This is a genomic window from Streptomyces sp. NPDC055025 (genome assembly GCF_053608565.1).
The window spans coordinates 1-19832 of record NZ_JBSGVS010000017.1 but is presented as its reverse complement, the minus strand read 5'-3'; the positions used below and the strand labels follow the sequence as shown (position 1 = coordinate 19832).

The following is a 19832-nucleotide window of genomic DNA, read 5'->3' as shown; positions in this document are numbered from 1 at the left end:
TCTGACTTCCTCTAGGAAGCTCTAGGTTCCGCAGTGCCTCTGGATGGGGCGCCCAGACCCGTCAGCCCGCCGATTCGCCCGCGTGGGGGCTCAGGGTGTCCGTGCCGATCAGTACGAACAGGGCGATGCCGAGCAGTATCCGGTAGATCACGAACGGCATGAAGCTCTTGGTCGTAATGAACTTCATGAACCAGGCGATAACGGCATATCCCACCACGAACGCGATGATCGTGGCGAAGATCGTGGGGCCCCAGGACACATGGCCGTTGCTCGCGTCCTTCAGTTCGAAGGCGCCGGAGGCGAGGACCGCGGGGATCGCGAGCAGGAACGAGTAGCGCGCCGCCGCCTCGCGGGTGTACCCCATCAGCAGACCACCGCTGATCGTCGCGCCCGAGCGGGAGACACCCGGGACCAGTGCCATCGCCTGGCAGATACCGAAGATCAGACCGTCCCTCACCCCCAGCTCCTTGAGGGACTTGCGCTCCTTGATCGCCCGGTGCTTGCCGCCGGTCTCGTCACGCGCCGCCAGTCGGTCCGCGACACCGAGGACGATGCCCATCACGATCAGTGTGACGGCGATCAGCCGCAGATCACGGAACGGTCCCTCGATCTGGTCCTTGAAGGTGACTCCGAGCACCCCGATCGGGATCGAGCCGACGATGACCAGCCACCCCATCTGGGCGTCGTGGTCGCCGCGCATCGCCTTGTTCGTCAGCGAGCGGAACCACGCGGAAACGATACGGGCGATGTCCTTGCGGAAGTAGATCAGGACGGCGGCCTCGGTACCGATCTGCGTGATCGCGGTGAATGCCGCGCCCGGGTCGTGCCAGCCCGCGAACGCCGCCGTCAGCCGCAGATGCGCGCTGGAGGAGATGGGCAGGAACTCGGTCAGTCCCTGGACAAGCCCGAGGACGAAAGATTCGAACCAAGACATGGGGTACTACGCCATCCAAGAGAGGATCATGCACTGGCCGGCGGAGCCGCGGGCACAGTGGCGGACTGAGAGCTGACGGTCGATGCGCGGTTAGATCATATGGATGGGCAGGTTGTCCTACTCACGTGGTCCTACGTCTCGCGCCTGCTCGTCACTACGGGCGTGGCGTCGTTGAGGCCGATGGCATGGCGATCAGCGACCATTGATCAGCGATCACATACCGGGTTGGGGCAGCCTAGCGTCTGAAGATGACGACACGGCTGGCGGCCCCCTGCCATCGGCGGGCGGCGACCCCGTCATCGACGGGCCGGGTCCCGTGTCACCGGCGGTCGGCCGCGCTTCTTGCCAGACGTGCTCACATAGGGCATTTCCGTGCGGTGAATGTCCTACACATGGCTTATCGCGGAGAGGGATAGCTCACAGGCACGCGCTCTGCTGCTCGTTCGGCGTGCTGTCCTAATATCTGGGCATGACGGTCCTGCCTGACGACGGGCTTTCCCTGGCCGCCGAGTTTCCCGACGCGACCCGCGAGCACTGGCAGAGCCTGGTGGCAGGCGTTCTGCGTAAATCGGGCCGTGATGTCTCGGGGCCGGCCGCCGAGGAGGCACTTGCCACGACGCTTCAGGACGGGCTCATCACCCGTCCGCTCTACACCGCGGAGGACGCGCCCGGCGACGGCTCGTCAGGTTTCGCGGGCTCCTCGGGTTCCCTCGGCTCTGCCGGGGCCGCCGGCTATCCGGGTTTCGCGCCGTTCACCCGGGGCGGCCGGCCCGAGGGCGGTGCCGTCTCCGGCTGGGACGTACGGCAGCGTCATACGCGTCCCGATCCCGCGCAGGCCAATGAAGCCGTGCTCGCCGACCTGGAGAACGGCGTCACCTCCCTGTGGCTGGGGGTCGGCGCCACCGGAGTCCCGGTGAGCGGTCTGGCCGCCGCCCTCACGGGTGTGTATCTCGACCTGGCTCCCGTCGCCCTCGACGCGGGCGACGCGTTCGGGCCCGCCGCACGGGAGTTGCTCCGGCTCTACGACGAGCGCGGGGTGGCGCGTCATCAGGCGCGCGGCACCCTCGGCGCCGACCCCGTCGCGCTGCTCGCCCGTACCGGACGGGAGACGGACGGCCACACCGAGGAGGCCGTGGCGCTCGCCGCGCTCTGCGACCGTGAGTACCCCGGTCTGCGCGCCATCTCCGTCGACGCGCTGCCGTACCACGAGGCCGGTGCCTCGGACGCCCAGGAGCTGGGCTGTTCGCTCGCCACCGGGGTCGGCTGGCTGCGCGAGCTCACCGCCGCCGGACTCTCCGTCGAAGCCGCGTGCGGGCAGCTCGAATTCCGTTACGCGGCCACCGCCGACCAGTTCCTCACGATTTCCAAACTCCGTGCCGCGCGCAGGCTCTGGGCCCGGGTGGCCGAGGTCTGCGGCGCCCCCGCCGCCGGGGCGCAGCGCCAGCACGCGGTGACCTCCCCGGTGATGATGACCCGGCGCGATCCCTGGGTGAACATGCTGCGTACCACCATTGCTTCACTGGCGGCCGGGATGGGCGGCGCCGACGCCGTGACCGTACTGCCGTTCGACCATTCCCTCGGGCTCTCGGACGCCTTCTCCCGCAGGATCGCGCGCAACACCTCGACGATCCTGCTGGAGGAGTCGCATCTCGGACGGGTCATCGATCCGGCGGGCGGCTCCTGGTACGTGGAACGGCTCACCGACGATCTCGCCCACGCGGCCTGGGCGTGGTTCCAGGAGATCGAGCGCGCGGGCGGTCAACGCGCCGCCCTGCGCGGCGGACTGATCGAGGAGCGGCTCTCCGGCACCTGGCGGGAGCGCTCCGCCAAGCTCGCACGGCGGCGTGAACCCATCACCGGGGTCAGCGAGTTCCCGCAGCTCTCGCAGCCTTCGGTGGAGCGGGACCCGGCGCCCGAACCTCCCGGTGGCGGACTGCCCGTCGTCCGCCGCGACGAGGCGTACGAGGCGCTCCGCGCCCGCTCCGACGCGCATCTCGCCGCCACCGGCGCCCGGCCCCGGATCTTTCTGGCGGCTCTCGGACCGGCCGCCGCGCACACGGCACGGGCCACCTTCGCCGCCAGCCTCTTCCAGGCCGGCGGGATCGAACCGGTCCATGAGCCGGTGTCGGTCGACGCGGACACCGCCGCCGACGCCTTCACCCGCAGCGGAGCGTCCGTCGCCTGCCTCTGCTCCAGCGACGCGCTCTACACCGAACAGGCCGCGCCCGTCGCCGCGGCGCTCAAGTCCGCCGGCGCGTCGCGGGTCTTCCTCGCCGGCCGGCCCGGCGAGCACCGTGAGACATATCTGGAGGCCGGGGTCGACGAGTTCGTCGTCGCGGGCGGCGACGCGGTCGCCGTCCTGACCTCCGTCCTCGACCGGATGGGAGTGGCGTGATGGGGATCCCCGACTTCGCCGGCATCGGCTTCACCGACAGCGGACCGGTCCCCGGTGACACCGCCGGTGTGACCGAGGACCAGTGGCGTACGGCCGTCAAGGAGCGGACCGGCCGCGCCGACGGCGAACTCGTCTGGGAGACCCCCGAGGGCATCGCCGTCAAACCGCTCTACACCGAGCGGGACACGGCGGGCCTGGACTTCCTCGGCACCTACCCGGGCATCGCGCCGTATCTGCGCGGCCCGTACCCCACGATGTACGTCAACCAGCCCTGGACGATCCGGCAGTACGCGGGGTTCTCCACCGCCGAGGAGTCCAACGCCTTCTACCGGCGCAATCTCGCCGCCGGGCAGAAGGGCCTGTCCGTCGCCTTCGACCTGCCGACCCACCGCGGCTACGACAGCGACCATCCACGGGTGACCGGCGATGTCGGTATGGCGGGCGTGGCCATCGACTCCATCTACGACATGCGGCAGCTCTTCGACGGCATCCCGCTGGACCGGATGAGCGTGTCGATGACGATGAACGGCGCCGTGCTGCCCGTACTCGCCCTCTACATCGTGGCCGCCGAGGAACAGGGTGTACCGCCGGAGAAGCTGGCCGGGACCATCCAGAACGACATCCTCAAGGAGTTCATGGTCCGCAACACCTATATCTATCCGCCGAAGCCGTCGATGCGGATCATCTCCGACATCTTCGCGTACACCTCGCGGAAGATGCCGCGCTACAACTCCATCTCCATCTCCGGCTATCACATCCAGGAAGCCGGCGCGACGGCCGATCTGGAGCTGGCCTACACCCTCGCGGACGGGGTGGAGTATCTGCGCGCCGGAATCGGGGCGGGGCTCGACGTGGACGCGTTCGCGCCGCGGCTCTCCTTCTTCTGGGCCATCGGCATGAACTTCTTCATGGAGATCGCCAAACTGCGGGCGGCCCGGCTGCTGTGGGCCAAGCTCGTCAAGAAATTCGACCCCCAGAACGCCAAGTCGCTCTCCCTGCGCACCCATTCGCAGACCTCCGGCTGGTCGCTCACCGCGCAGGACGTCTTCAACAACGTCACCCGCACCTGTGTGGAGGCGATGGCCGCCACCCAGGGACACACCCAGTCGCTGCACACGAACGCGCTGGACGAGGCGCTGGCCCTGCCCACCGACTTCTCGGCCCGGATCGCCCGCAACACCCAGCTGCTGCTCCAGCAGGAGTCGGGCACATGCCGGGTGACCGACCCCTGGGGCGGCAGCGCGTACGTCGAGAGACTGACGTACGACCTGGCGCGGCGCGCCTGGCGGCACATCGAGGAGGTCGAGGCGGCGGGCGGTATGGCCCAGGCCATCGACGCCGGAATCCCCAAACTCCGTGTGGAGGAGGCCGCCGCCCGTACCCAGGCGCGGATCGACTCGGGGCGCCAGCCGGTCATCGGCGTCAACAAGTACCGGGTGGAGACGGACGAGAAGATCGACGTCCTCAAGGTCGACAACTCGGCGGTGCGGACCCAGCAGATCGAGAAGCTGCGCCGGCTGCGCGCCGAGCGCGACGAGAACGCCTGCCAGGACGCGCTGCGCGCGCTCAGCGCGGCGGCGCGGGCGGGTGGCGGCGGTGGCGCCGGCGGCGCGGGCACGGCAGGCGGCGCCGGCGACGGCCTGGACGGGAATCTGCTGGCACTCGCGGTGAACGCGGCCCGTGCGATGGCCACCGTCGGCGAGATCTCGGACGCCCTGGAGAAGGTGTACGGGCGCCACTCGGGCCAGATCCGTACGATCTCCGGTGTGTACCGGAACGAGGCAGGCACCTCCCCGGCCGTCGAGCACACCCGTGCCGTGGTCGAGGACTTCGAACGGGCCGAGGGGCGCCGTCCGCGCATCCTGGTGGCCAAGATGGGGCAGGACGGGCATGACCGCGGCCAGAAGGTGATCGCGACGGCCTTCGCGGACCTGGGCTTCGACGTCGATGTCGGCCCGCTGTTCCAGACGCCGGGCGAGGTCGCGCGGCAGGCGGTCGAGGCGGACGTCCATATCGTCGGTGTCTCCTCGCTGGCGGCCGGGCATCTCACGCTCGTACCGGCGCTGCGCGAGCAGCTCGCGGCCGAGGGCCGGGAGGACATCATGATCGTCGTCGGCGGGGTGATCCCGCCGCAGGACATCGAGGAACTGCGCCGGGCCGGCGCCGCGGCGGTCTTCCCGCCGGGCACGGTGATCCCGGACGCGGCACGGGATCTGCTGAGCGCGCTGAGGGCGGCGCTGGGGCATGACGCCCTCTCCGGGGGAACGGATGACGGGTCCGCCCCGTCCGCGGGGTCCGCCCCGTCCGCGGGGTCCGCCGGGTCCTTCTCCGGCGGCGCGGGTGACGGAACCGCCGTCTCCGGCCCTGAGCGGTGAGCGCGTGGCACCACGGATCGACATCGACAGTTACGCCAAGGGTGTGCTGGGCGGCTCCCGTTCGTACATCGCCCGTGCGGTCACCCTGGTCGAGTCCACCAGGCCCGACCACCGCGGGCTGGCCCAGAAGCTTCTGACCGAGCTGCTGCCGCACTCGGGGAAGGCGCGCAGGATCGGGATCAGCGGTGTGCCCGGCGTCGGGAAATCCACCTTCATCGACGCGCTCGGGACGCTGCTCACGGGCCTCGGCCACCGGGTCGCGGTGCTCGCCGTCGACCCGTCCTCCACCAGGACGGGCGGCTCCATCCTGGGCGACAAGACCCGGATGGAGCGGCTGGCGGTGGACCCGGCGGCGTTCGTACGCCCGTCGCCCACGGCGGGCACACTGGGGGGCGTCGCCAAGGCGACCCGGGAGACCATCATCGTGATGGAGGCCGCGGGGTACGACGTGGTCCTGGTGGAGACCGTGGGCGTCGGCCAGTCGGAGACGACCGTGGCCAATATGGTCGACTCCTTCCTGCTGCTCAGCCTCGCGCGAACCGGCGACCAGCTCCAGGGCATCAAGAAGGGCGTGCTGGAACTGGCGGACGTCATCGCCGTCAACAAGGCCGACGGCCCGCACGAACGCGACGCGCGCTCCGCCGCGCGTGAACTCGCCGGCGCGCTGCGGCTGATGCACCCGGCGGACGCGGCATGGACACCACCCGTGCTCAGTTGCAGCGCGGGGGAGGGCACGGGCCTGGACGCGGTGTGGGAGCGGCTGGAACAGCACCGCGCGGTCCTCGGCGCGGACGGCCGGCTGGCCAGGAAGCGCAGCGATCAGCAGGTCGACTGGACCTGGTCGATGGTCCGGGACCACCTCCTGGACCGGCTGCGGGAGCATCCGGGGGTACGGGAGCTGACACCGGCGCTGGAACAGGGCGTACGGGAGGGGACGCTGACGGCGACGCTGGCGGCGGAACGGATCATCGAGGCGCTGCGCCTCCCGGTGTAGTGCCTCCCGGCGGGGGCTGGTGCGGGGGGCCTGGTGCGGGGCGGTGCGCGCCAGCGGTCCGGGGCGGTGCGCGCCCGAGGCGCGGGTGCGGTGCGGGCGCGGGGTTTAACCGGATGCGCGGTGGGGGGCCGGCGATTAGCCTCCGGGCATGAGCTGGCTGCCCGCTGATTTCGTCCATCCCGTCCGTGTCGCGCTTCCCGGCGGCTACCATCTGCGTCCGATATCGGGCGCGGACACCGACCTCGACTACCCGGCCGTGATGGGTTCGCGCGAGCGTCTCTGGTCGATCTTCGGGAAGGCGTGGGGCTGGCCGCCGGCGACCATGACCTACGAGGAGGACCGGGCCGACCTGGTGCGCCACGAGGTCGAGATCGCGGCGCACAAGTCCTTCAACTACGCGCTGTTCGACGACGCGGGCACCGCTCTCCTCGGCTGTGTGTACATCGACCCGCCGGAGAAGACCGGTGCCGACGCCGAGATCTCGTGGTGGGTCGTGGACGACCGGGTCGGCACCCCGCTGGAGGCCGACCTGGACGGACTCGTGCCACGCTGGATCGCCGGGACCTGGCCCTTCGAACGGCCGCGCTACCTCGGACGCGATCTCTCCTGGCAGGACTGGCTCGCCCTGCCGGATGCCTCTCCTGACGCTGTCCGACCGTCACCCGGCGGCCACTGAAGCGGGACCGGCGCGGATCAGGAGGCCGCGGGGAGCCGCCCGTAGAACTCGCTCGGGTCCGCGGCCAGCGACGCCTTGACGTGTGCGCTCCAGTCGCCGACGACGACCTCGACCTCGCGCGCCTCCACACCGTCCAGAGCCGCGCGCGCGACATCGGCGGGGTCGAGCAGGGGCCCGTCGTAGTCGACGCCCGCCATGATCTCGGTGTCCGCCGCGCCCAGGATCACACCGGTCACCAGGGTGTTCTGACCGGCGAGTTCGAGGCGGACGCCATTGGTCAGGCTCCACTCGGCCGACTTCGCGACGCTGTAGGCGTTGTTCCCGTCGTACGAGAACCACGACGCGGCGGACAGCACGTTCACGATCGCTCCCCCGCCGTTGGCGGCCAGCACCGGGGCGAAGGCGCGCACCATGTCGAGAGTGCCCCAGAAGTGCGTGTCCAGCTCCAGGCGGATGGTGTCGACATCACCGGTGACAAGGTTCGTGCCGGTGGCGATGCCCGCGTTGTTGATCAGCAGATCGACGTCCTGGGCGGCCGCGGCCGCCGCCTTGACCGACACGGGATCGGTGATGTCGAGCCGGAGCACCTCCACGCCCGGAACGCCGACGCTCTCGGGACGCCGCGCCGTCGCGTAGACCTTCGCGCCCCGCTTCAGCAGCTCCTCGGCGAGATGACGGCCGATGCCACGGTTCGCGCCGGTCACCAGCGCGGTCGAGCCGGAAATTCGCATGCCCTGTTCCTCCATCCGATCACCGGCCCCGACGGGCCGGTACGCCATCGAACGTACGGGGGAGAGGGGAGCACGGGCGATACCTGAAAGGGGCGCGAACATATCCGTCTGTAGCACGCTCGCCGGACCGCCGACACCAATGGGCACCACGGAGAATGGACGTGGAACAGGGAGCGGTCTACGGTCACCCTCATGGACCTCCTCTCCGACGTACTGGCGGTGACCGGCGTCCGCGGCACTCTGGGAGCCAGGATCGAGGCCGCCGAGGAATGGGGCGTCCGGTGGAGCGGCATCCGCGGCGCGGCCTTCTACGCCGTCACCGCGGGCACCGCCTGGCTCGGACTGCCCGGCCGGCCGCCGTTCCAGCTCATGCCGGGAGATGTCGTGCTCCTGCCGAACGGAGCCGAGCACACACTCAGCAGCGCTCCGGACACCGAGATCCGGGCATGCGACTGCGAGGCGGCGGCCCAGGCCAAGGCCGAGGCGGGAGTGCTGCGCTTCGGCTCCGGGGAGGTCCGGACGCATGTCCTGGGGGCTTCCTACGAGTACGACCCGGCCGTCTCCCTCCAGATCCTGACCCTGCTCCCGGAGGTCGTCCACCTCCGCGCGGACAACAGCGGCAGCGGCCTGGACGACACCGTCCGGCTGCTCGCCCGGGAACTCGTCCACACCCAGGTCGCGACCGCCGTCGTCCTCAACCGCCTGGTGGACGTCCTCCTCGTCCAGCTCCTGCGGGTCCTGCTCACCAGAAAGGCGGACGAACTGCGCGGGACATGGCTGGGAGTGCTCGGCGATCCGCTCGTGAGCGTCGCCATGACGAAACTCCACCACGACCCCGCGCGGGCCTGGACCGTGGACAGCCTCGCGGCCGAGCTGGCCGTGTCACGCACCACCCTCTCGCGGCGTTTCCTCAGCGTGGCGGGCGAGACCCCCGGCGGCTATCTCACGCGATGGCGCATGGATCTGGCCGCGGTGCGGCTCAGGGACAGCGACGAACCGCTGGAGGCCATCGCCCGCTCCGTCGGCTACACCTCGGTGTACGCCTTCAGCCGTGCCTTCCGGCGCGCCCGCTCCCAGGCTCCCGGCCAGTACCGGATCGCATCGCGCGCCACGGACCCGCGGCGCGCCCCGGCCGCCGCCCCCGTATGAGCGCTCGGTGAGCGCTCAGCGGCCGGGACCTCAGCGGCCGGGACCTCAGTGTCCGGGACCGGAGGTCAGGACCATACGGAAGCGGGCCTTGCCCGCGAGCATCCTGTCCAGCGCCGGGCCGGCCTCGGTGAGCGGTACTTCCTCGGTCATGGGCCGGACGCCGGTGAGGGCGGCGAAGCGCAGGGTCTCCTCGACCTCGCGCGAGGTGCCGGAGGCATGTCCGTACACCTTGCGGGTGCCGGTGATCAACTGGTTCGTGCCGATCCGGAGCGGCTCCCGCTGAAGCGCGACGACGATCAGTTCGCCCCGGTGGTCCAGCCCGGCCAGGGTGTCGGTCGCCGCTTCGCTGTTGGTCGCGGTGGTGAGGACCACCTTGGCCCCGCCGAGGGCCCGCAGCTCCGCCGCGACGTCCTGGGACCGGTTGTCGATGTAGTGACGCGCCCCCAGTTCACGGGCGAGCGGCTCCTTGTCCTCCCCGCGTGCGATGGCGACGGTCTCGAATCCCATCTTGTCCGCGAACTGCACGCCGAGATGGCCGAGTCCGCCGATGCCGAGGATGGCGACGACATCACCGGGGCGCGCGGCACTGCGGCTGAGCGCGTTGCACACGGTGACACCGGCGCAGCCCATCGGCGCGCTGTCGACGAAGCTGAAGCCGTCCGGGATACGGGCCAGGGCCGAGGCCGGCACCACGACCGTGTCGGCGTAGCCGCCGGGATAGGCCAGACCCGGGGTCTGAAGGGTGGCGCAGTTGATGGCGTCACCGTCACGACACGCCGTGCAGTGCCCGCAGTTGCCGCCGAACCAGCCGACGGCGACGCGCTGCCCCGGCTCGAACTCCTCGACACCGTCGCCGACGGCGTCGATCCGTCCGGCGATCTCATGGCCCGGGACCAGGGGGAACGACGCCCCGGGGAACCCGCCGTCGATCATCATGGAATCGGTGTGGCAGACGCCGCAGGCCTCGACGGCCACCCGCACATGGCCGGGGCCGGGCTCGCGGAACTCCTTCTCGACGAGGTGTGGAGCCGCACCGGGCCGGTCGACCTGCATGGCGCGGTAGGTACGGGTCTTGGTGCTGGTCATCGCTGGCTCCCATGACGTCTGGGGATGTCCATGCGCGGGCCGGCGGTCCGCCGGCCGCTCCGCGCGCCCGTAGGCGCCGCCCATGGGCGTGTACCGGTCACTCCAGTCTCCGTCCCGGCGGCTCCCGCCGCATTCCAGGACGGGAGCCGCGTCCTGGGGCGGGAGCCGCGTTCCAGGACGGGGCCGTGTCCCGGGGCGGGGCCCGCCGCTCTCCGGCGGGGTCGCGCCGTGAAAGGCTGGACGCCGTGTCCGAGGAGGGCCTCGGACGTGTGCGTATGCGAGAGGGGACACCGTATGGATCACCAGGAGCTCGGCCGGCGGTTCGCGACGCTGACCACCGCCCATGTCGCGGACGCCTGTATCCGCGCCCGGGTCCCGGTGCGCTGTGCGCCGCCGTCCGTACGGGCTGTCGTCCCGGGCGGCCGGGTGGCGGGCCGGGTGTGTCCCGCCCGTCACGCCGGCAGTGTCGACATCTTTCTGGAGGCGTTCGAACAGGCCGCGCCCGGTGATGTGCTGGTGGTCGACAACGGCGGACGCACCGACGAGGCGTGTGTCGGCGATCTCGTGGTGCTGGAGGCCGGGGCCGCGGGGCTGGCGGGTGTGGTGATCTGGGGGCTGCACCGCGACACCGCCGACATCCGCGAGATCGGGCTGCCGGTCTTCAGCACGGGAGCGACCCCGACCGGCCCTCAGCGCCTCGACCCCCGTCCCGACGGCGCGGTGGAGTCCGCCACCGTGGGGGAGTGGACGGTGGGGCGCGAGGATCTGGTCCTGGGCGACGACGACGGTGTGCTCTTCGTACCGGCCGACCGTGCCGAGGACCTTCTGACGCTCGCGGAGACCATCCGTGACACCGAGCGGCGCCAGGCCGAGCGCATCCGTTCCGGTGAGTCCCTGCGCGGCCAGGTACGGTTCGACGCCTATCTCGCCGCCCGTCGGCGGACGCCTTCCCTGACCTTCCGCGACCATCTGCGGGCCGTGGGCGGAGCCATCGAGGAGTGACACCGGCGGCCAGGGAGGCCCAGGCCCCAGGGCCCCCGGGTGTCCCGCCGGGGCTGGCGGCGCGTGCCACTCCGCCCCCACCGGGCCCGTGCCAGCCGCCCCGGCCGGCACCGGGCCTCAGCCGATGCTGAAAGCTCCCTCCGGCGGCCGGGGCGAGGGCACCGCCCCGCTGTCCCGTACCACCGTCGCGGCCCCGGTGAACCGCCGTAGCGACGCGCCGTGTTCGACCCGGGCGGGAAAGGCGTCGGACGCGGTACGGCGGGCCAGCGCGGCCGTGTCGATGGGCTCCTGCGAGGCGACCAGCACGGCGTTGCCGAAACGCCGGCCGCGGAGCACGCCCGGCTCCGCGATCAGGGCCAGCTCCGCGAAGACCGCCGCGAAGGTGGCCAGTTGGGAGCGGAGGAAGTCGAAGGGCGCGCCGTCCGCGAGATTGGCGGCGTAGACCCCGTCCGCCCTGAGCACCCGCGCGGCTTCCCGCGCGTACTCGACGGAGGTGATGTGCGCGGGCACCCGGGAGCCGCCGAACACATCCGCGATCAGTACATCCGCCGAGCGCGCGGGCGCGGCTTCGAGCCAGTGCCGGGCATCCGCGCCCCGTACGGTGATCCCGCTGCCGTCCGGCAGGGGCAGCCGCTCCGCGACCAGCGCCAGCAGCCCCGCGTCGGCCTCCACCACACACTGCGCCGAGCCCGGCCGGGTCGCGGCCACATAGCGGGGCAGTGTGCAGCCACCGCCGCCGAGATGGAGCACCGTGAGCGGCTCGCCGTCCCCGGCGGCGCAGTCGACGACATGGGCGAGACGCCGTACGTACTCGAACTCCAGATGCGCCGGGTCGTCCAGATCGACATACGACTGGGGCGCTCCGTCGACCGTCAGCAGCCAGGCCCGCTCCCGGTCCACATCGGGCAGCAGCTTCGCGGTGCCGCGGTCCACGGCGCGGATGACGGGGATCGGCTCGTTCACCGTCCCATTGTGCGCCGTGCGCGCGTACGGTCCCGCGCCCGCCTCCCCGGAGCGGGGAGACGGACGCGGGAGGAGAGACGGACACGGGAGGGGACGGACACGGGACCCATGGACCCGGAGGTCCGCCGGACTCGTCAGAGCAGCGAGGTGACCGTGCCGGCGCCGACCGTACGGCCGCCCTCACGGATCGCGAAACCGAGCCCCGGCTCCAGCGGTACGTCCCGGCCCAGCTCCACGGTCAGCGTGACCGTGTCCCCGGGGCGCGCGACCCCCCTCTCGCCGAGGTCGATGTCGCCGACCACGTCCGCCGTACGGATGTAGAACTGCGGCCGGTACCCGCTGCCGACCGCGGTGGTACGGCCGCCCTCGCGCGCCGAGAGCACATACACCCGCGCGGTGAAGCGCCTGCTCGGTACGAGACTGCCCGGCGCCGCCACCACATGGCCTCGGCGCACCGCGTCACGCGGCATCCCCCGCAGCAGCAGCGCGACATTGTCCCCGGCCTCGGCGGACTCCATCGGCTTGCCGAAGGTCTCCAGACCGGTGACCACCGTCTCCACACCGGCGCCCAGCACCTCCACCCGGTCACCCACGCGCACCGTGCCGCGCTCGACGGCGCCGGTGACCACCGTGCCGCGCCCGGTGATGGTGAGCACGTTCTCCACCGGGAGCAGGAACGGCGCGTCCGTGTACCGGACCGGCATCGGCACATAGGTGTCGACGGCGTCGAGCAGCGCCTCCACGGCCGCGGTCCAGCGCGGGTCCCCCTCCAGGGCGCGCAGCCCCGACACCCGGATGACGGGCGCCGCGTCGCCGCCGTAGCCGTGCTCGGTGAGCAGCTCGCGCACCTCCAGCTCGACCAGGTCGCTCAGCTCGTCGTCGCCCGCGTCGGCCTTGTTGAGGGCGACGACGATGTGGTTGACACCGACCTGGCGGGCGAGCAGCACATGCTCGGCGGTCTGCGGCATGATCCCGTCGAGCGCGGAGACGACGAGGATCGCCCCGTCGAGCTGGGCGGCGCCGGTCACCATGTTCTTGATGTAGTCGGCGTGGCCCGGCATGTCCACATGGGCGTAGTGCCGGGTGTCCGTCTCGTACTCGACGTGCGAGATGTTGATGGTGATCCCCCGGGCGGCCTCCTCCGGCGCCCGGTCGATCCGGTCGAACGGTACGAAGGTGCCGGTCCCGCGGTCGCTGAGGACCTTGGTGATGGCCGCGGTCAGTGTGGTCTTGCCGTGGTCGACGTGGCCCATGGTGCCGATGTTCAGATGCGGCTTGGTGCGCACGTATGCCGTCTTGGGCATGGTTCCTTCCAGGAACTCGAAGCGTGAGAGGGACCCCCGGGCCTTGCCGACCCTCCCCCTGCGGGGTCCGCCGGACGATCCGGGAAGGGTCAGCTTCGGGCGCCGCCGACGGGCGCCGCGAGGAAGGGGAACGCGGCAGCCTTCGGCGCGTCCGCGACTGCGGACGGCGCTGCGAGGAAGGCGTACCGGAACATGTCGCCGATCCTCGCCCACGGCAGCCGCCGCGTCGAATGGTTTTCCCTCCGCGGCCGGTTGACCCGACGGGCGGCCGTCGGCGCGGGCGGCCCTCAGCGCGGGCGGCCGTCAGAAGTGCCGCCGTCAGAAGTGCTTCAGGGCCTCGCGTACCGACAGCGGGGACAGCCGGTCCCTCGACCCCTCGACGAATTGCCGCACCGCCGCCGGGTCCGTCTTCGCGTACTCCCGCAGACACCAGCCGATCGCCTTGCGGATGAAGAAGTCGGGATGGCCGGCGCGGCGCAGGCAGTAGTCGAAGAGCCGCGCGGTGTCGGTGCCGCCCTTGTAAGCGAGCTGGTGCAGCAGGGCCGTACGCGCGACCCAGAGATTGTCGTCGTCGATCCACCGGTCCATGTCGGCCTTCAGCGCGGGATCGGCCGCCACCAGCGCGCCCGCGACATGAGCGGCGAGCGGATCGATGGTGTCCCACCAGGGGACGGTGCCGACGAGATGCCGTACGACGGGCAGGAACCCGGACGAGCAGCGCCCGCTGTACCGGCGCAGATAGTCCACGGCGAAGTACTGGTACTCCCGCTCGGGCAGCTCCCAGCAGCGCAGGGCGATCGCCGCGCAGTCCGTCTCGTCGGGGCGCGCGGTGCCCTCCAGGACCGTACGGGCCAGTGCCCGGCAGCGCGGCGCGGGAATGCCGAGGAAGGGCGCGATCCCCTTCATGTACGCGAAGGACTTCTCCGCGCGCACCGGATCGGCCGCCGTGGGGTACACGGTGGTGAGCCTCTCCAGCACGGTGTCGGACAGCGCGCTGTCCGGTACGGCCGGCTTCCGGGTGACCACTGACGTCATAAGGGCACCCTACGGGCCACCTCTGACACCCGTGCTGACACCCGTGCCGGGACCTGCGCGTTCTCCGGACGTTCCCCCGGAGCCGTCCGTTCTGTTGTGCCCGCTGGGGGGTGACCGCCATCTCGCGCCCGGCGACCGGTCATCTTCGTCGGCTACGCTCGCCGGGTGCTCGCCCCCGTACCCCGGTCCTCGCCAAGCTTCGCGCTCCGTTGCTACCGGGCGCTTCTCTCGCCCTGGGCGCGATTCTCCCTACTCGTGGCCCTGCTGGGCGCGTCGGCCGTCATGGTGCTGCTGTACGAGCCGCAGAAGCTGCTCGCCGACGGCTGGCCGCCGCATGTCAGCGGCGGTATCGCCGTGGTGCTGTTCACCGTGGCGTACGGGCTGTGCGCGACGGCGTTCGTACCGCGCCCGCTGCTCAACATCGCCTCCGGCGCGCTTCTCGGCTCCTATCTCGGGCTGGCCGCCGCGCTCGCGGGGACGGTGCTGAGCGCCGCGCTCTCCTTCGGACTCGGCCGCTTCCTCGGGCAGGAGGCGCTGCGCCCGCTGCTGCGGGGCCGCTGGCTGAAGGCGGCCGACCGGCTGCTCAGCGCCCACGGCTTCCGGTCGATGCTGGCGATCCGGCTCTTCCCCGGGGTGCCGTTCGCCCCGAGCAACTACTGCGCGGCCGTCTCGCATATGCGGTGGACGCCGTTCCTGCTCGCGACGCTCATCGGCTCGATCCCCAACAACGCGGCCTATGTGGTGGCGGGGAGCCGGGCCGCCTCGCCGACGTCACCGGTGTTCCTGATCGCCATGGGCTTCATCGTGCTCTCCGGTCTGGTCGCGGCGGTGGTCGCCTGGCGCAAGCGCCACCACCTCCGCCGCTGACCCCCGCCGCCCCATGCCCGCGCCCGCGCCCGCGCCCGCGCGCCGTGCCCGTGCCGGATCTGCCCCTACGAGACCGGAGCCGAGGCCCCGCCACCGGGCGCTTCGTCGCCGAGTCCGAGGTCGCCGCCCGGCGGCGGCGTGAAGAACCGCGCCACATCGGCCTCGGTGACCTCCGCCAGTTCCCTCGGTGACCACCGCGGTCTGCGGTCCTTGTCGACGACCTGCGCGCGGATGCCCTCCAGCAGATCGGGGGTGGCCAGCGCGGCGCAGGAGGTCCGGTACTCCTGGTCGAGCACCCGCTCCAGCGTCGGCAGCCGGCGGGCCCTGCGCATCGCTTCGAGGGTTGCCTTGAGCGCGGTGGGCGACCGGGTCAGGATCGTCTCGGCGGCCTCCTTCGCCGCGGGCAGGCCGACGGCGAGCAGCCGCTCGACGATCTCCTCCACCGTGCCGGCCGCGTAACAGGCGTCGATCCACTCGCGGTCCGCGGCGAGCCGTCCCTCGGGCGCGGCCGTACCGTACCGACGTACCGTCCCGATGACGTCCGCCGCCTCGCGTACCGCGGGTCCGGCCAGTGCGGCGCGCAGTGCGGCGAGCCGCTCCGAGGGTACGAAGTGGTCCGCGAGCCCGCAGAGCAGCGCGTCCGCCGCGCCCACCGCCGCGCCGGTCAGGGCGAGATGCGTGCCGAGCTCACCCGGCGCGCGGGAGAGCAGATAGGTGCCGCCCACATCGGGGACCAGACCGATCGCGGTCTCGGGCATGGCGACCGAGGACCGTTCGGTGACGATCCGCGGACCGCCGTGCGCCGAGACACCGACACCGCCGCCCATCACGATGCCGTCCATCAGCGCGACATAGGGCTTGGGGAAGCGGGCGATACGGGCGTTGAGCCGGTACTCGTCGCGCCAGAAGGCGGGCGAGGCGGAGCCTCCCGCGCGCACATCCTCATGGACCGCGCGGATGTCGCCGCCGGCGCACAGCCCGCGCTCGCCCGCGCCCGAGAGCAGGACCGCCGTGACGCTTTCGTCGTCCTCCCACTCCGCGAGGGCCTCGGAGATCCGCAGGACCATGGGGTGGGTGAGGGCGTTGAGAGCGCGGGGGCGGTTGAGTGTGATGTGGGCGGTGCGACCCGCCCGGCCGAGCAGTACCGGTTCGTCGTCGTGGACCATGCCGCCCAGTATCCGGCACGCCCGGAGCCGGCGGACGACCGCCTTGCGGGGCACGGCACTTGGGGCGGTCCGGCCCGGCGGGTGCGGGTCAGCCCGGACTGCGGGCCGAATCGGCCGCTCCGGTGACCGAGGACCGATCGGCGGCGACCTTCGTGGTGCGGCGGGTCAGCCGGCGTACGTCGGGGACGGCCAGGACCGCGGCCGTCAGCAGGACGATCAGCGCCGAGCAGCCCCAGAGCGCCGCGCTCCGCCCGAAGACGCTCTCCGCCGGTCCCGCGAGCGCCGTGGCCAGCGGGACCATACCGATCGAGCCCAGCCAGTCGTAGGCCGAGACGCGCGAGAGCTTCTCCTCGGGAATCTCCTGATGCAGAGCCGTCATCCAGGACACACCGAAGACCTCGACGGAGACGCCCGTCAGGAACATCACCGCCGCCAGTCCCGCGGCGGACAGCGGCACCGCGAGCCCGGCCGACGGAAGCGCGAGCGGAAAGACGCAGAGCGTGCCCGCGAGCAGCAGTCTGCACGGTCGCCAGCGCATCATCAGCAGCGCGCCGCCGACGGTGCCCGCGCCGAAGGCGGCGAGCGCGAGGCCCCAGGGGCCGGGGCCGCCCAGCTCGTCCCTGGCGACCAGCGGCCCGTACACCGCCTCGGCCGCGACGACGACCGCGTTGACCACGGCGAACTGTACGACGATGCTCCAGAGCCAGGGTCTTCCGCTGAACTCCCGCCAGCCGTCGCGCAGATCGGCGAGCATCCCGCCACCGGGCTCACGCGCCGGGACATGGCTGACATCGATGAAGGCACGCAGCGATCCCGCCACCAGGAACGCGGCGGCGTCGATGGCGAGGACCCAGCCGGGCCCGAACGCCGCGATCAGCGCGCCGCCCAGGGCCGCGCCGCCGATTCCCGCGCCGTGCATCGCCATCCGGTAGAGGGCGAAGGCACGGCCCGCGTGCTCACCGCTGACGCTGGACATCAGCATGCCCTCGGAGGCCGGGCCGAAGAAGGCATGACCGGTACCGCCCAGACCGGCCAGCACCATCATCTGCCACAGCCGTGGCTCACCGGCGAGTACGAGCGCCGCGAAGGACGCCTGCGAGACGCAGTTGAGCGCGTTGGCCGCGACCATCACCCGGTGCCGGGGCAGCCGGTCGGCGAGCGCGCCGCCGATGAGCAGGAAGAGGACGAGCGGAACCGTACGGGCCGCGGCCACCAGGCCGACATCGCCCGCGTCACCGCCCGACTCCAGCACCGCGAACGCCGAGGCCACCAGCGCGCCCTGGCTGCCCAGATTGGTGACGACCGCCGCGGCGGTCAGCAGCGTGTAGTTGCGGCCCGCCCACGCGGGACGGCGGCCGGGACGCCGGGCAGGGCGCCGGAAGGCACGGCGGGCGGAACGGCGGGCGGCACGGGGGTCCGCGTCGGCGGGAGGGTTCATCCGGGGCCCGTCCCCGACTCGGCGCCCGAGCGCCGGTCGGTCACGACGAGGAGCCCGTCAGCCGTACGGTGCTCATGATCTGCTTGATCGTCGCGTCCGGGATCTCGTCCGGCACGCCCTTGTTGGCGTAGAGCACCCAGGTCGCGTAGTCGCCCTTGGCGTTGGTGAAGGTGAAGGCGATCGACTTGCCGTCGGTGTCGCACTTGTTCTTTTTGGTCACACCCGAGGTGGCGGCCGTCGCGTAGTGCCCCTTGAGCCCGGACGTGGTGGTGTACGGCTGGGCGTCGGTGACCTTCACCTTCTCCTTGACCTTGTCCTCCGGCTCCTGCTGGGCGTACGCGGCCCAGGCCCAGCTTCCCGCCTCGTTCTTCGCGGCGGTCGCCGTGTCCTTGGCGCCCGCGCCGCCCTTGGTGCCGGTGCCGCCGAGGCCGCTGTCCTCCGGCTTCCCGTTCTTGTCGGTGTCCTGCGAGCACCACTTGGACTTGTAGAAGGCGGGTGCGGAGAAGGAGATGACGGGCATGCCGTCGTTCTTCTTGTGGTCCTCGAAGCCGGATATGACGCCGGTGCCCGCGACCTCCCAGTCGGCGGGGACGTCGAACCGTGTTCCGTGCTTCGGGTTGGTGACGACCTTCCAGCCCTCGATCTGCGGCTTGCTCTCCTCGCCGGCCCGGGGGTTGTCGCTCGGCGCGTCCGCGCTCGGCTCCGCGGGCCCGGAGGCGGACGCCGAGGCCTTGGGATCGTCGGCGGCCTTGTCGGCCGTTCCGTCGTCCTTGTTCATCACGAAGAACGCGGTGCCCGCGGCGGCGACCACCACGACCGCGGCGGCGACCACGGCGATGACCGTCGTGCTCCTCTTGTCCGGCGAGGGTCCGGGCGGACCGGGCGGTCCGGGCTGTCCCTGCTGCTCGGGCATGACGTACTGCGGGGTGGTCGGCTGCTGGTACGGGTTGGGCTGCTGGTACCCCTGCTGCGGATACCCCTGCTGCTGTCCCGGCTGCTGGTAGGGGTTCGGCTGCTGGTACCCGGGCTGCTGATAGGGATTCGGCTGCTGGTATCCGGGCTGCTGGTACGGATTGGGCTGCTGGTCCTGCGGGTTCTGCTCGCCCCCGGGCGGCTGCTGTCCTGGCCACATGGCGAGTAACCATAGAGGGGTCGTCCCACCGCTGCCACGTCCGCCCCGTCAGGGGATGGCCAAGCTCCTCTACTCGTGGGTAACATCGCGTTCCATGAGCGCTGAGCAGATGTCCGTCGGCGAGATGCTCGCCGCCACGGTCCCCATGGCCGGGACCCTGGGACTGGAATTCCTGGAGACCACCCCGGAGCGTGCCGTCGTCCGGCTGCCCGACCGGCCCGCGTATCACAACCATGTCGGCGGACCGCACGCCGGCGCGATGTTCACCCTGGGCGAGTCCGCCAGTGGCGCGATCGTGCTCGCCGCCTTCGGAAACCAGCTCGAAAGGGCGGTTCCGCTCGCTGTCAAGGCGGAAATCGGCTACAAGAAACTCGCCATGGGGACCGTCACCGCCACCGCGGCCCTGGGCCGCCCCGTGGCCGAGGTCGTCGCCGAACTGGACGCGGGGGAGCGTCCTGAATTCCCGGTGACCGTCTCCCTGACGCGAGCGGACGGCGCGGTGACAGGTGAGATGACGGTCGTCTGGACCCTCCGCCCGCACTCCTGACCGACCCCGGCCACCGGGTAGGCTGCCCGGCGTGCGCC

At 71.7% G+C, this 19832-nt stretch carries 17 protein-coding genes; 8 read left to right on the top strand and 9 right to left on the bottom strand.

The window, feature by feature from the left end:
* Positions 1 to 61: 61 nt before the first annotated feature.
* Positions 62 to 934 carry an undecaprenyl-diphosphate phosphatase gene (locus tag ACWGDX_RS12915; protein ID WP_453624973.1) on the bottom strand — a complete coding sequence of 291 codons (873 nt, stop codon included), beginning with the start codon at positions 932 to 934 and terminating at the stop codon, positions 62 to 64.
* Between the two features lie 469 nt (positions 935 to 1403).
* Between ACWGDX_RS12915 and ACWGDX_RS12910 the strand changes: the two genes are divergently transcribed.
* The 4 genes from ACWGDX_RS12910 (at position 1404) to ACWGDX_RS12895 (ending at position 7374) form a co-directional block, all read left to right on the top strand.
* Complete coding sequence (locus tag ACWGDX_RS12910) at positions 1404 to 3329, top strand: methylmalonyl-CoA mutase family protein (protein WP_453624971.1); 1926 nt, start codon at positions 1404 to 1406, stop codon at positions 3327 to 3329.
* Positions 3329 to 5704 (top strand): methylmalonyl-CoA mutase, encoded by a 2376-nt coding sequence (gene scpA, locus ACWGDX_RS12905; RefSeq protein ID WP_453624969.1) that lies wholly within the window; start codon positions 3329 to 3331, stop codon positions 5702 to 5704. The genes ACWGDX_RS12910 and scpA overlap by 1 nt, the downstream gene beginning before the upstream one ends.
* 4 nt (positions 5705 to 5708) lie before the next feature.
* Complete coding sequence (gene meaB, locus ACWGDX_RS12900; protein ID WP_453624967.1) at positions 5709 to 6698, top strand: methylmalonyl Co-A mutase-associated GTPase MeaB; 990 nt, start codon at positions 5709 to 5711, stop codon at positions 6696 to 6698.
* A gap of 148 nt (positions 6699 to 6846) precedes the next feature.
* Complete coding sequence (locus ACWGDX_RS12895; protein ID WP_453624965.1) at positions 6847 to 7374, top strand: N-acetyltransferase; 528 nt, start codon at positions 6847 to 6849, stop codon at positions 7372 to 7374.
* Positions 7375 to 7391: 17 nt separating this feature from the next.
* Here the strand turns inward: ACWGDX_RS12895 and ACWGDX_RS12890 are convergent, their stop codons facing one another.
* Positions 7392 to 8105, bottom strand: a complete 714-nt coding sequence (locus tag ACWGDX_RS12890) for an SDR family oxidoreductase (protein WP_453624963.1) — start codon at positions 8103 to 8105, stop codon at positions 7392 to 7394.
* Positions 8106 to 8297: 192 nt separating this feature from the next.
* Between ACWGDX_RS12890 and ACWGDX_RS12885 the strand changes: the two genes are divergently transcribed.
* A complete protein-coding gene (locus ACWGDX_RS12885; RefSeq protein ID WP_453624961.1) occupies positions 8298 to 9254 on the top strand; it encodes an AraC family transcriptional regulator in 957 nt (318 codons plus the stop codon).
* A 45-nt stretch (positions 9255 to 9299) separates the two neighbouring features.
* On the opposite strand, the gene ACWGDX_RS12880 is transcribed toward ACWGDX_RS12885, so the two are convergent.
* Entirely contained in the window at positions 9300 to 10340 is a 1041-nt protein-coding gene (locus ACWGDX_RS12880) for an alcohol dehydrogenase catalytic domain-containing protein (protein ID WP_453624959.1), read from the bottom strand.
* 294 nt (positions 10341 to 10634) lie between these two features.
* Here ACWGDX_RS12880 and ACWGDX_RS12875 point away from each other — a divergent pair, with 294 nt between their 5' ends.
* Positions 10635 to 11342 carry an RraA family protein gene (locus tag ACWGDX_RS12875; RefSeq protein WP_453624957.1) on the top strand — a complete coding sequence of 236 codons (708 nt, stop codon included), beginning with the start codon at positions 10635 to 10637 and terminating at the stop codon, positions 11340 to 11342.
* A 117-nt stretch (positions 11343 to 11459) separates the two neighbouring features.
* Here ACWGDX_RS12875 and ACWGDX_RS12870 read toward each other — a convergent pair whose 3' ends face one another.
* From ACWGDX_RS12870 to ACWGDX_RS12860, 3 genes are all read right to left on the bottom strand, one after another.
* On the bottom strand, positions 11460 to 12305 hold the full coding sequence (locus tag ACWGDX_RS12870) for a spermidine synthase (RefSeq protein ID WP_453624955.1): 846 nt from the start codon (positions 12303 to 12305) through the stop codon (positions 11460 to 11462).
* Between the two features lie 134 nt (positions 12306 to 12439).
* Entirely contained in the window at positions 12440 to 13609 is a 1170-nt protein-coding gene (gene tuf, locus ACWGDX_RS12865; RefSeq protein WP_382855393.1) for an elongation factor Tu, read from the bottom strand.
* A gap of 318 nt (positions 13610 to 13927) precedes the next feature.
* Positions 13928 to 14644: a DNA alkylation repair protein gene (locus ACWGDX_RS12860; RefSeq protein WP_453624953.1), complete on the bottom strand. Its 717-nt coding sequence runs from the start codon at positions 14642 to 14644 to the stop codon at positions 13928 to 13930.
* A gap of 165 nt (positions 14645 to 14809) precedes the next feature.
* Between ACWGDX_RS12860 and ACWGDX_RS12855 the strand changes: the two genes are divergently transcribed.
* Positions 14810 to 15511, top strand: coding sequence for a TVP38/TMEM64 family protein (locus ACWGDX_RS12855; RefSeq protein WP_453624951.1), 702 nt, complete (start codon positions 14810 to 14812; stop codon positions 15509 to 15511).
* A 65-nt stretch (positions 15512 to 15576) separates the two neighbouring features.
* On the opposite strand, the gene ACWGDX_RS12850 is transcribed toward ACWGDX_RS12855, so the two are convergent.
* From ACWGDX_RS12850 to ACWGDX_RS12840, 3 genes are all read right to left on the bottom strand, one after another.
* A complete protein-coding gene (locus ACWGDX_RS12850) occupies positions 15577 to 16677 on the bottom strand; it encodes an enoyl-CoA hydratase/isomerase family protein (protein WP_453624949.1) in 1101 nt (366 codons plus the stop codon).
* An 88-nt stretch (positions 16678 to 16765) separates the two neighbouring features.
* Positions 16766 to 18115, bottom strand: a complete 1350-nt coding sequence (locus tag ACWGDX_RS12845; RefSeq protein WP_453624947.1) for an MFS transporter — start codon at positions 18113 to 18115, stop codon at positions 16766 to 16768.
* 40 nt (positions 18116 to 18155) lie between these two features.
* The gene (locus tag ACWGDX_RS12840) at positions 18156 to 19247 is read right to left on the bottom strand and encodes a hypothetical protein (protein ID WP_453624945.1); all 1092 of its coding nucleotides are present in this window, start codon (positions 19245 to 19247) and stop codon (positions 18156 to 18158) included.
* 94 nt (positions 19248 to 19341) lie between these two features.
* Here ACWGDX_RS12840 and ACWGDX_RS12835 point away from each other — a divergent pair, with 94 nt between their 5' ends.
* Entirely contained in the window at positions 19342 to 19794 is a 453-nt protein-coding gene (locus ACWGDX_RS12835) for a DUF4442 domain-containing protein (RefSeq protein ID WP_453624943.1), read from the top strand.
* The last annotated feature ends 38 nt before the right edge of the window (positions 19795 to 19832 follow it).

Bases quoted from the DNA above. Each gene is read 5' to 3' on its own strand.
- ACWGDX_RS12840 (WP_453624945.1), bottom strand. From the start codon at position 19,247: ATGTGGCCAGGACAGCAGCCGCCCGGGGGCGAGCAGAACCCGCAGGAC.
- ACWGDX_RS12845 (WP_453624947.1), bottom strand. From the start codon at position 18,115: ATGAACCCTCCCGCCGACGCGGACCCCCGTGCCGCCCGCCGTTCCGCC.
- ACWGDX_RS12850 (WP_453624949.1), bottom strand. From the start codon at position 16,677: ATGGTCCACGACGACGAACCGGTACTGCTCGGCCGGGCGGGTCGCACC.
- ACWGDX_RS12910 (WP_453624971.1), top strand. From the start codon at position 1,404: ATGACGGTCCTGCCTGACGACGGGCTTTCCCTGGCCGCCGAGTTTCCC.
- tuf (WP_382855393.1), bottom strand. From the start codon at position 13,609: ATGCCCAAGACGGCATACGTGCGCACCAAGCCGCATCTGAACATCGGC.
- ACWGDX_RS12835 (WP_453624943.1), top strand. From the start codon at position 19,342: ATGAGCGCTGAGCAGATGTCCGTCGGCGAGATGCTCGCCGCCACGGTC.
- ACWGDX_RS12880 (WP_453624959.1), bottom strand. From the start codon at position 10,340: ATGACCAGCACCAAGACCCGTACCTACCGCGCCATGCAGGTCGACCGG.
- ACWGDX_RS12860 (WP_453624953.1), bottom strand. From the start codon at position 14,644: ATGACGTCAGTGGTCACCCGGAAGCCGGCCGTACCGGACAGCGCGCTG.
- ACWGDX_RS12890 (WP_453624963.1), bottom strand. From the start codon at position 8,105: ATGCGAATTTCCGGCTCGACCGCGCTGGTGACCGGCGCGAACCGTGGC.
- ACWGDX_RS12895 (WP_453624965.1), top strand. From the start codon at position 6,847: ATGAGCTGGCTGCCCGCTGATTTCGTCCATCCCGTCCGTGTCGCGCTT.
- ACWGDX_RS12875 (WP_453624957.1), top strand. From the start codon at position 10,635: ATGGATCACCAGGAGCTCGGCCGGCGGTTCGCGACGCTGACCACCGCC.
- ACWGDX_RS12915 (WP_453624973.1), bottom strand. From the start codon at position 934: ATGTCTTGGTTCGAATCTTTCGTCCTCGGGCTTGTCCAGGGACTGACC.
- scpA (WP_453624969.1), top strand. From the start codon at position 3,329: ATGGGGATCCCCGACTTCGCCGGCATCGGCTTCACCGACAGCGGACCG.
- ACWGDX_RS12885 (WP_453624961.1), top strand. From the start codon at position 8,298: ATGGACCTCCTCTCCGACGTACTGGCGGTGACCGGCGTCCGCGGCACT.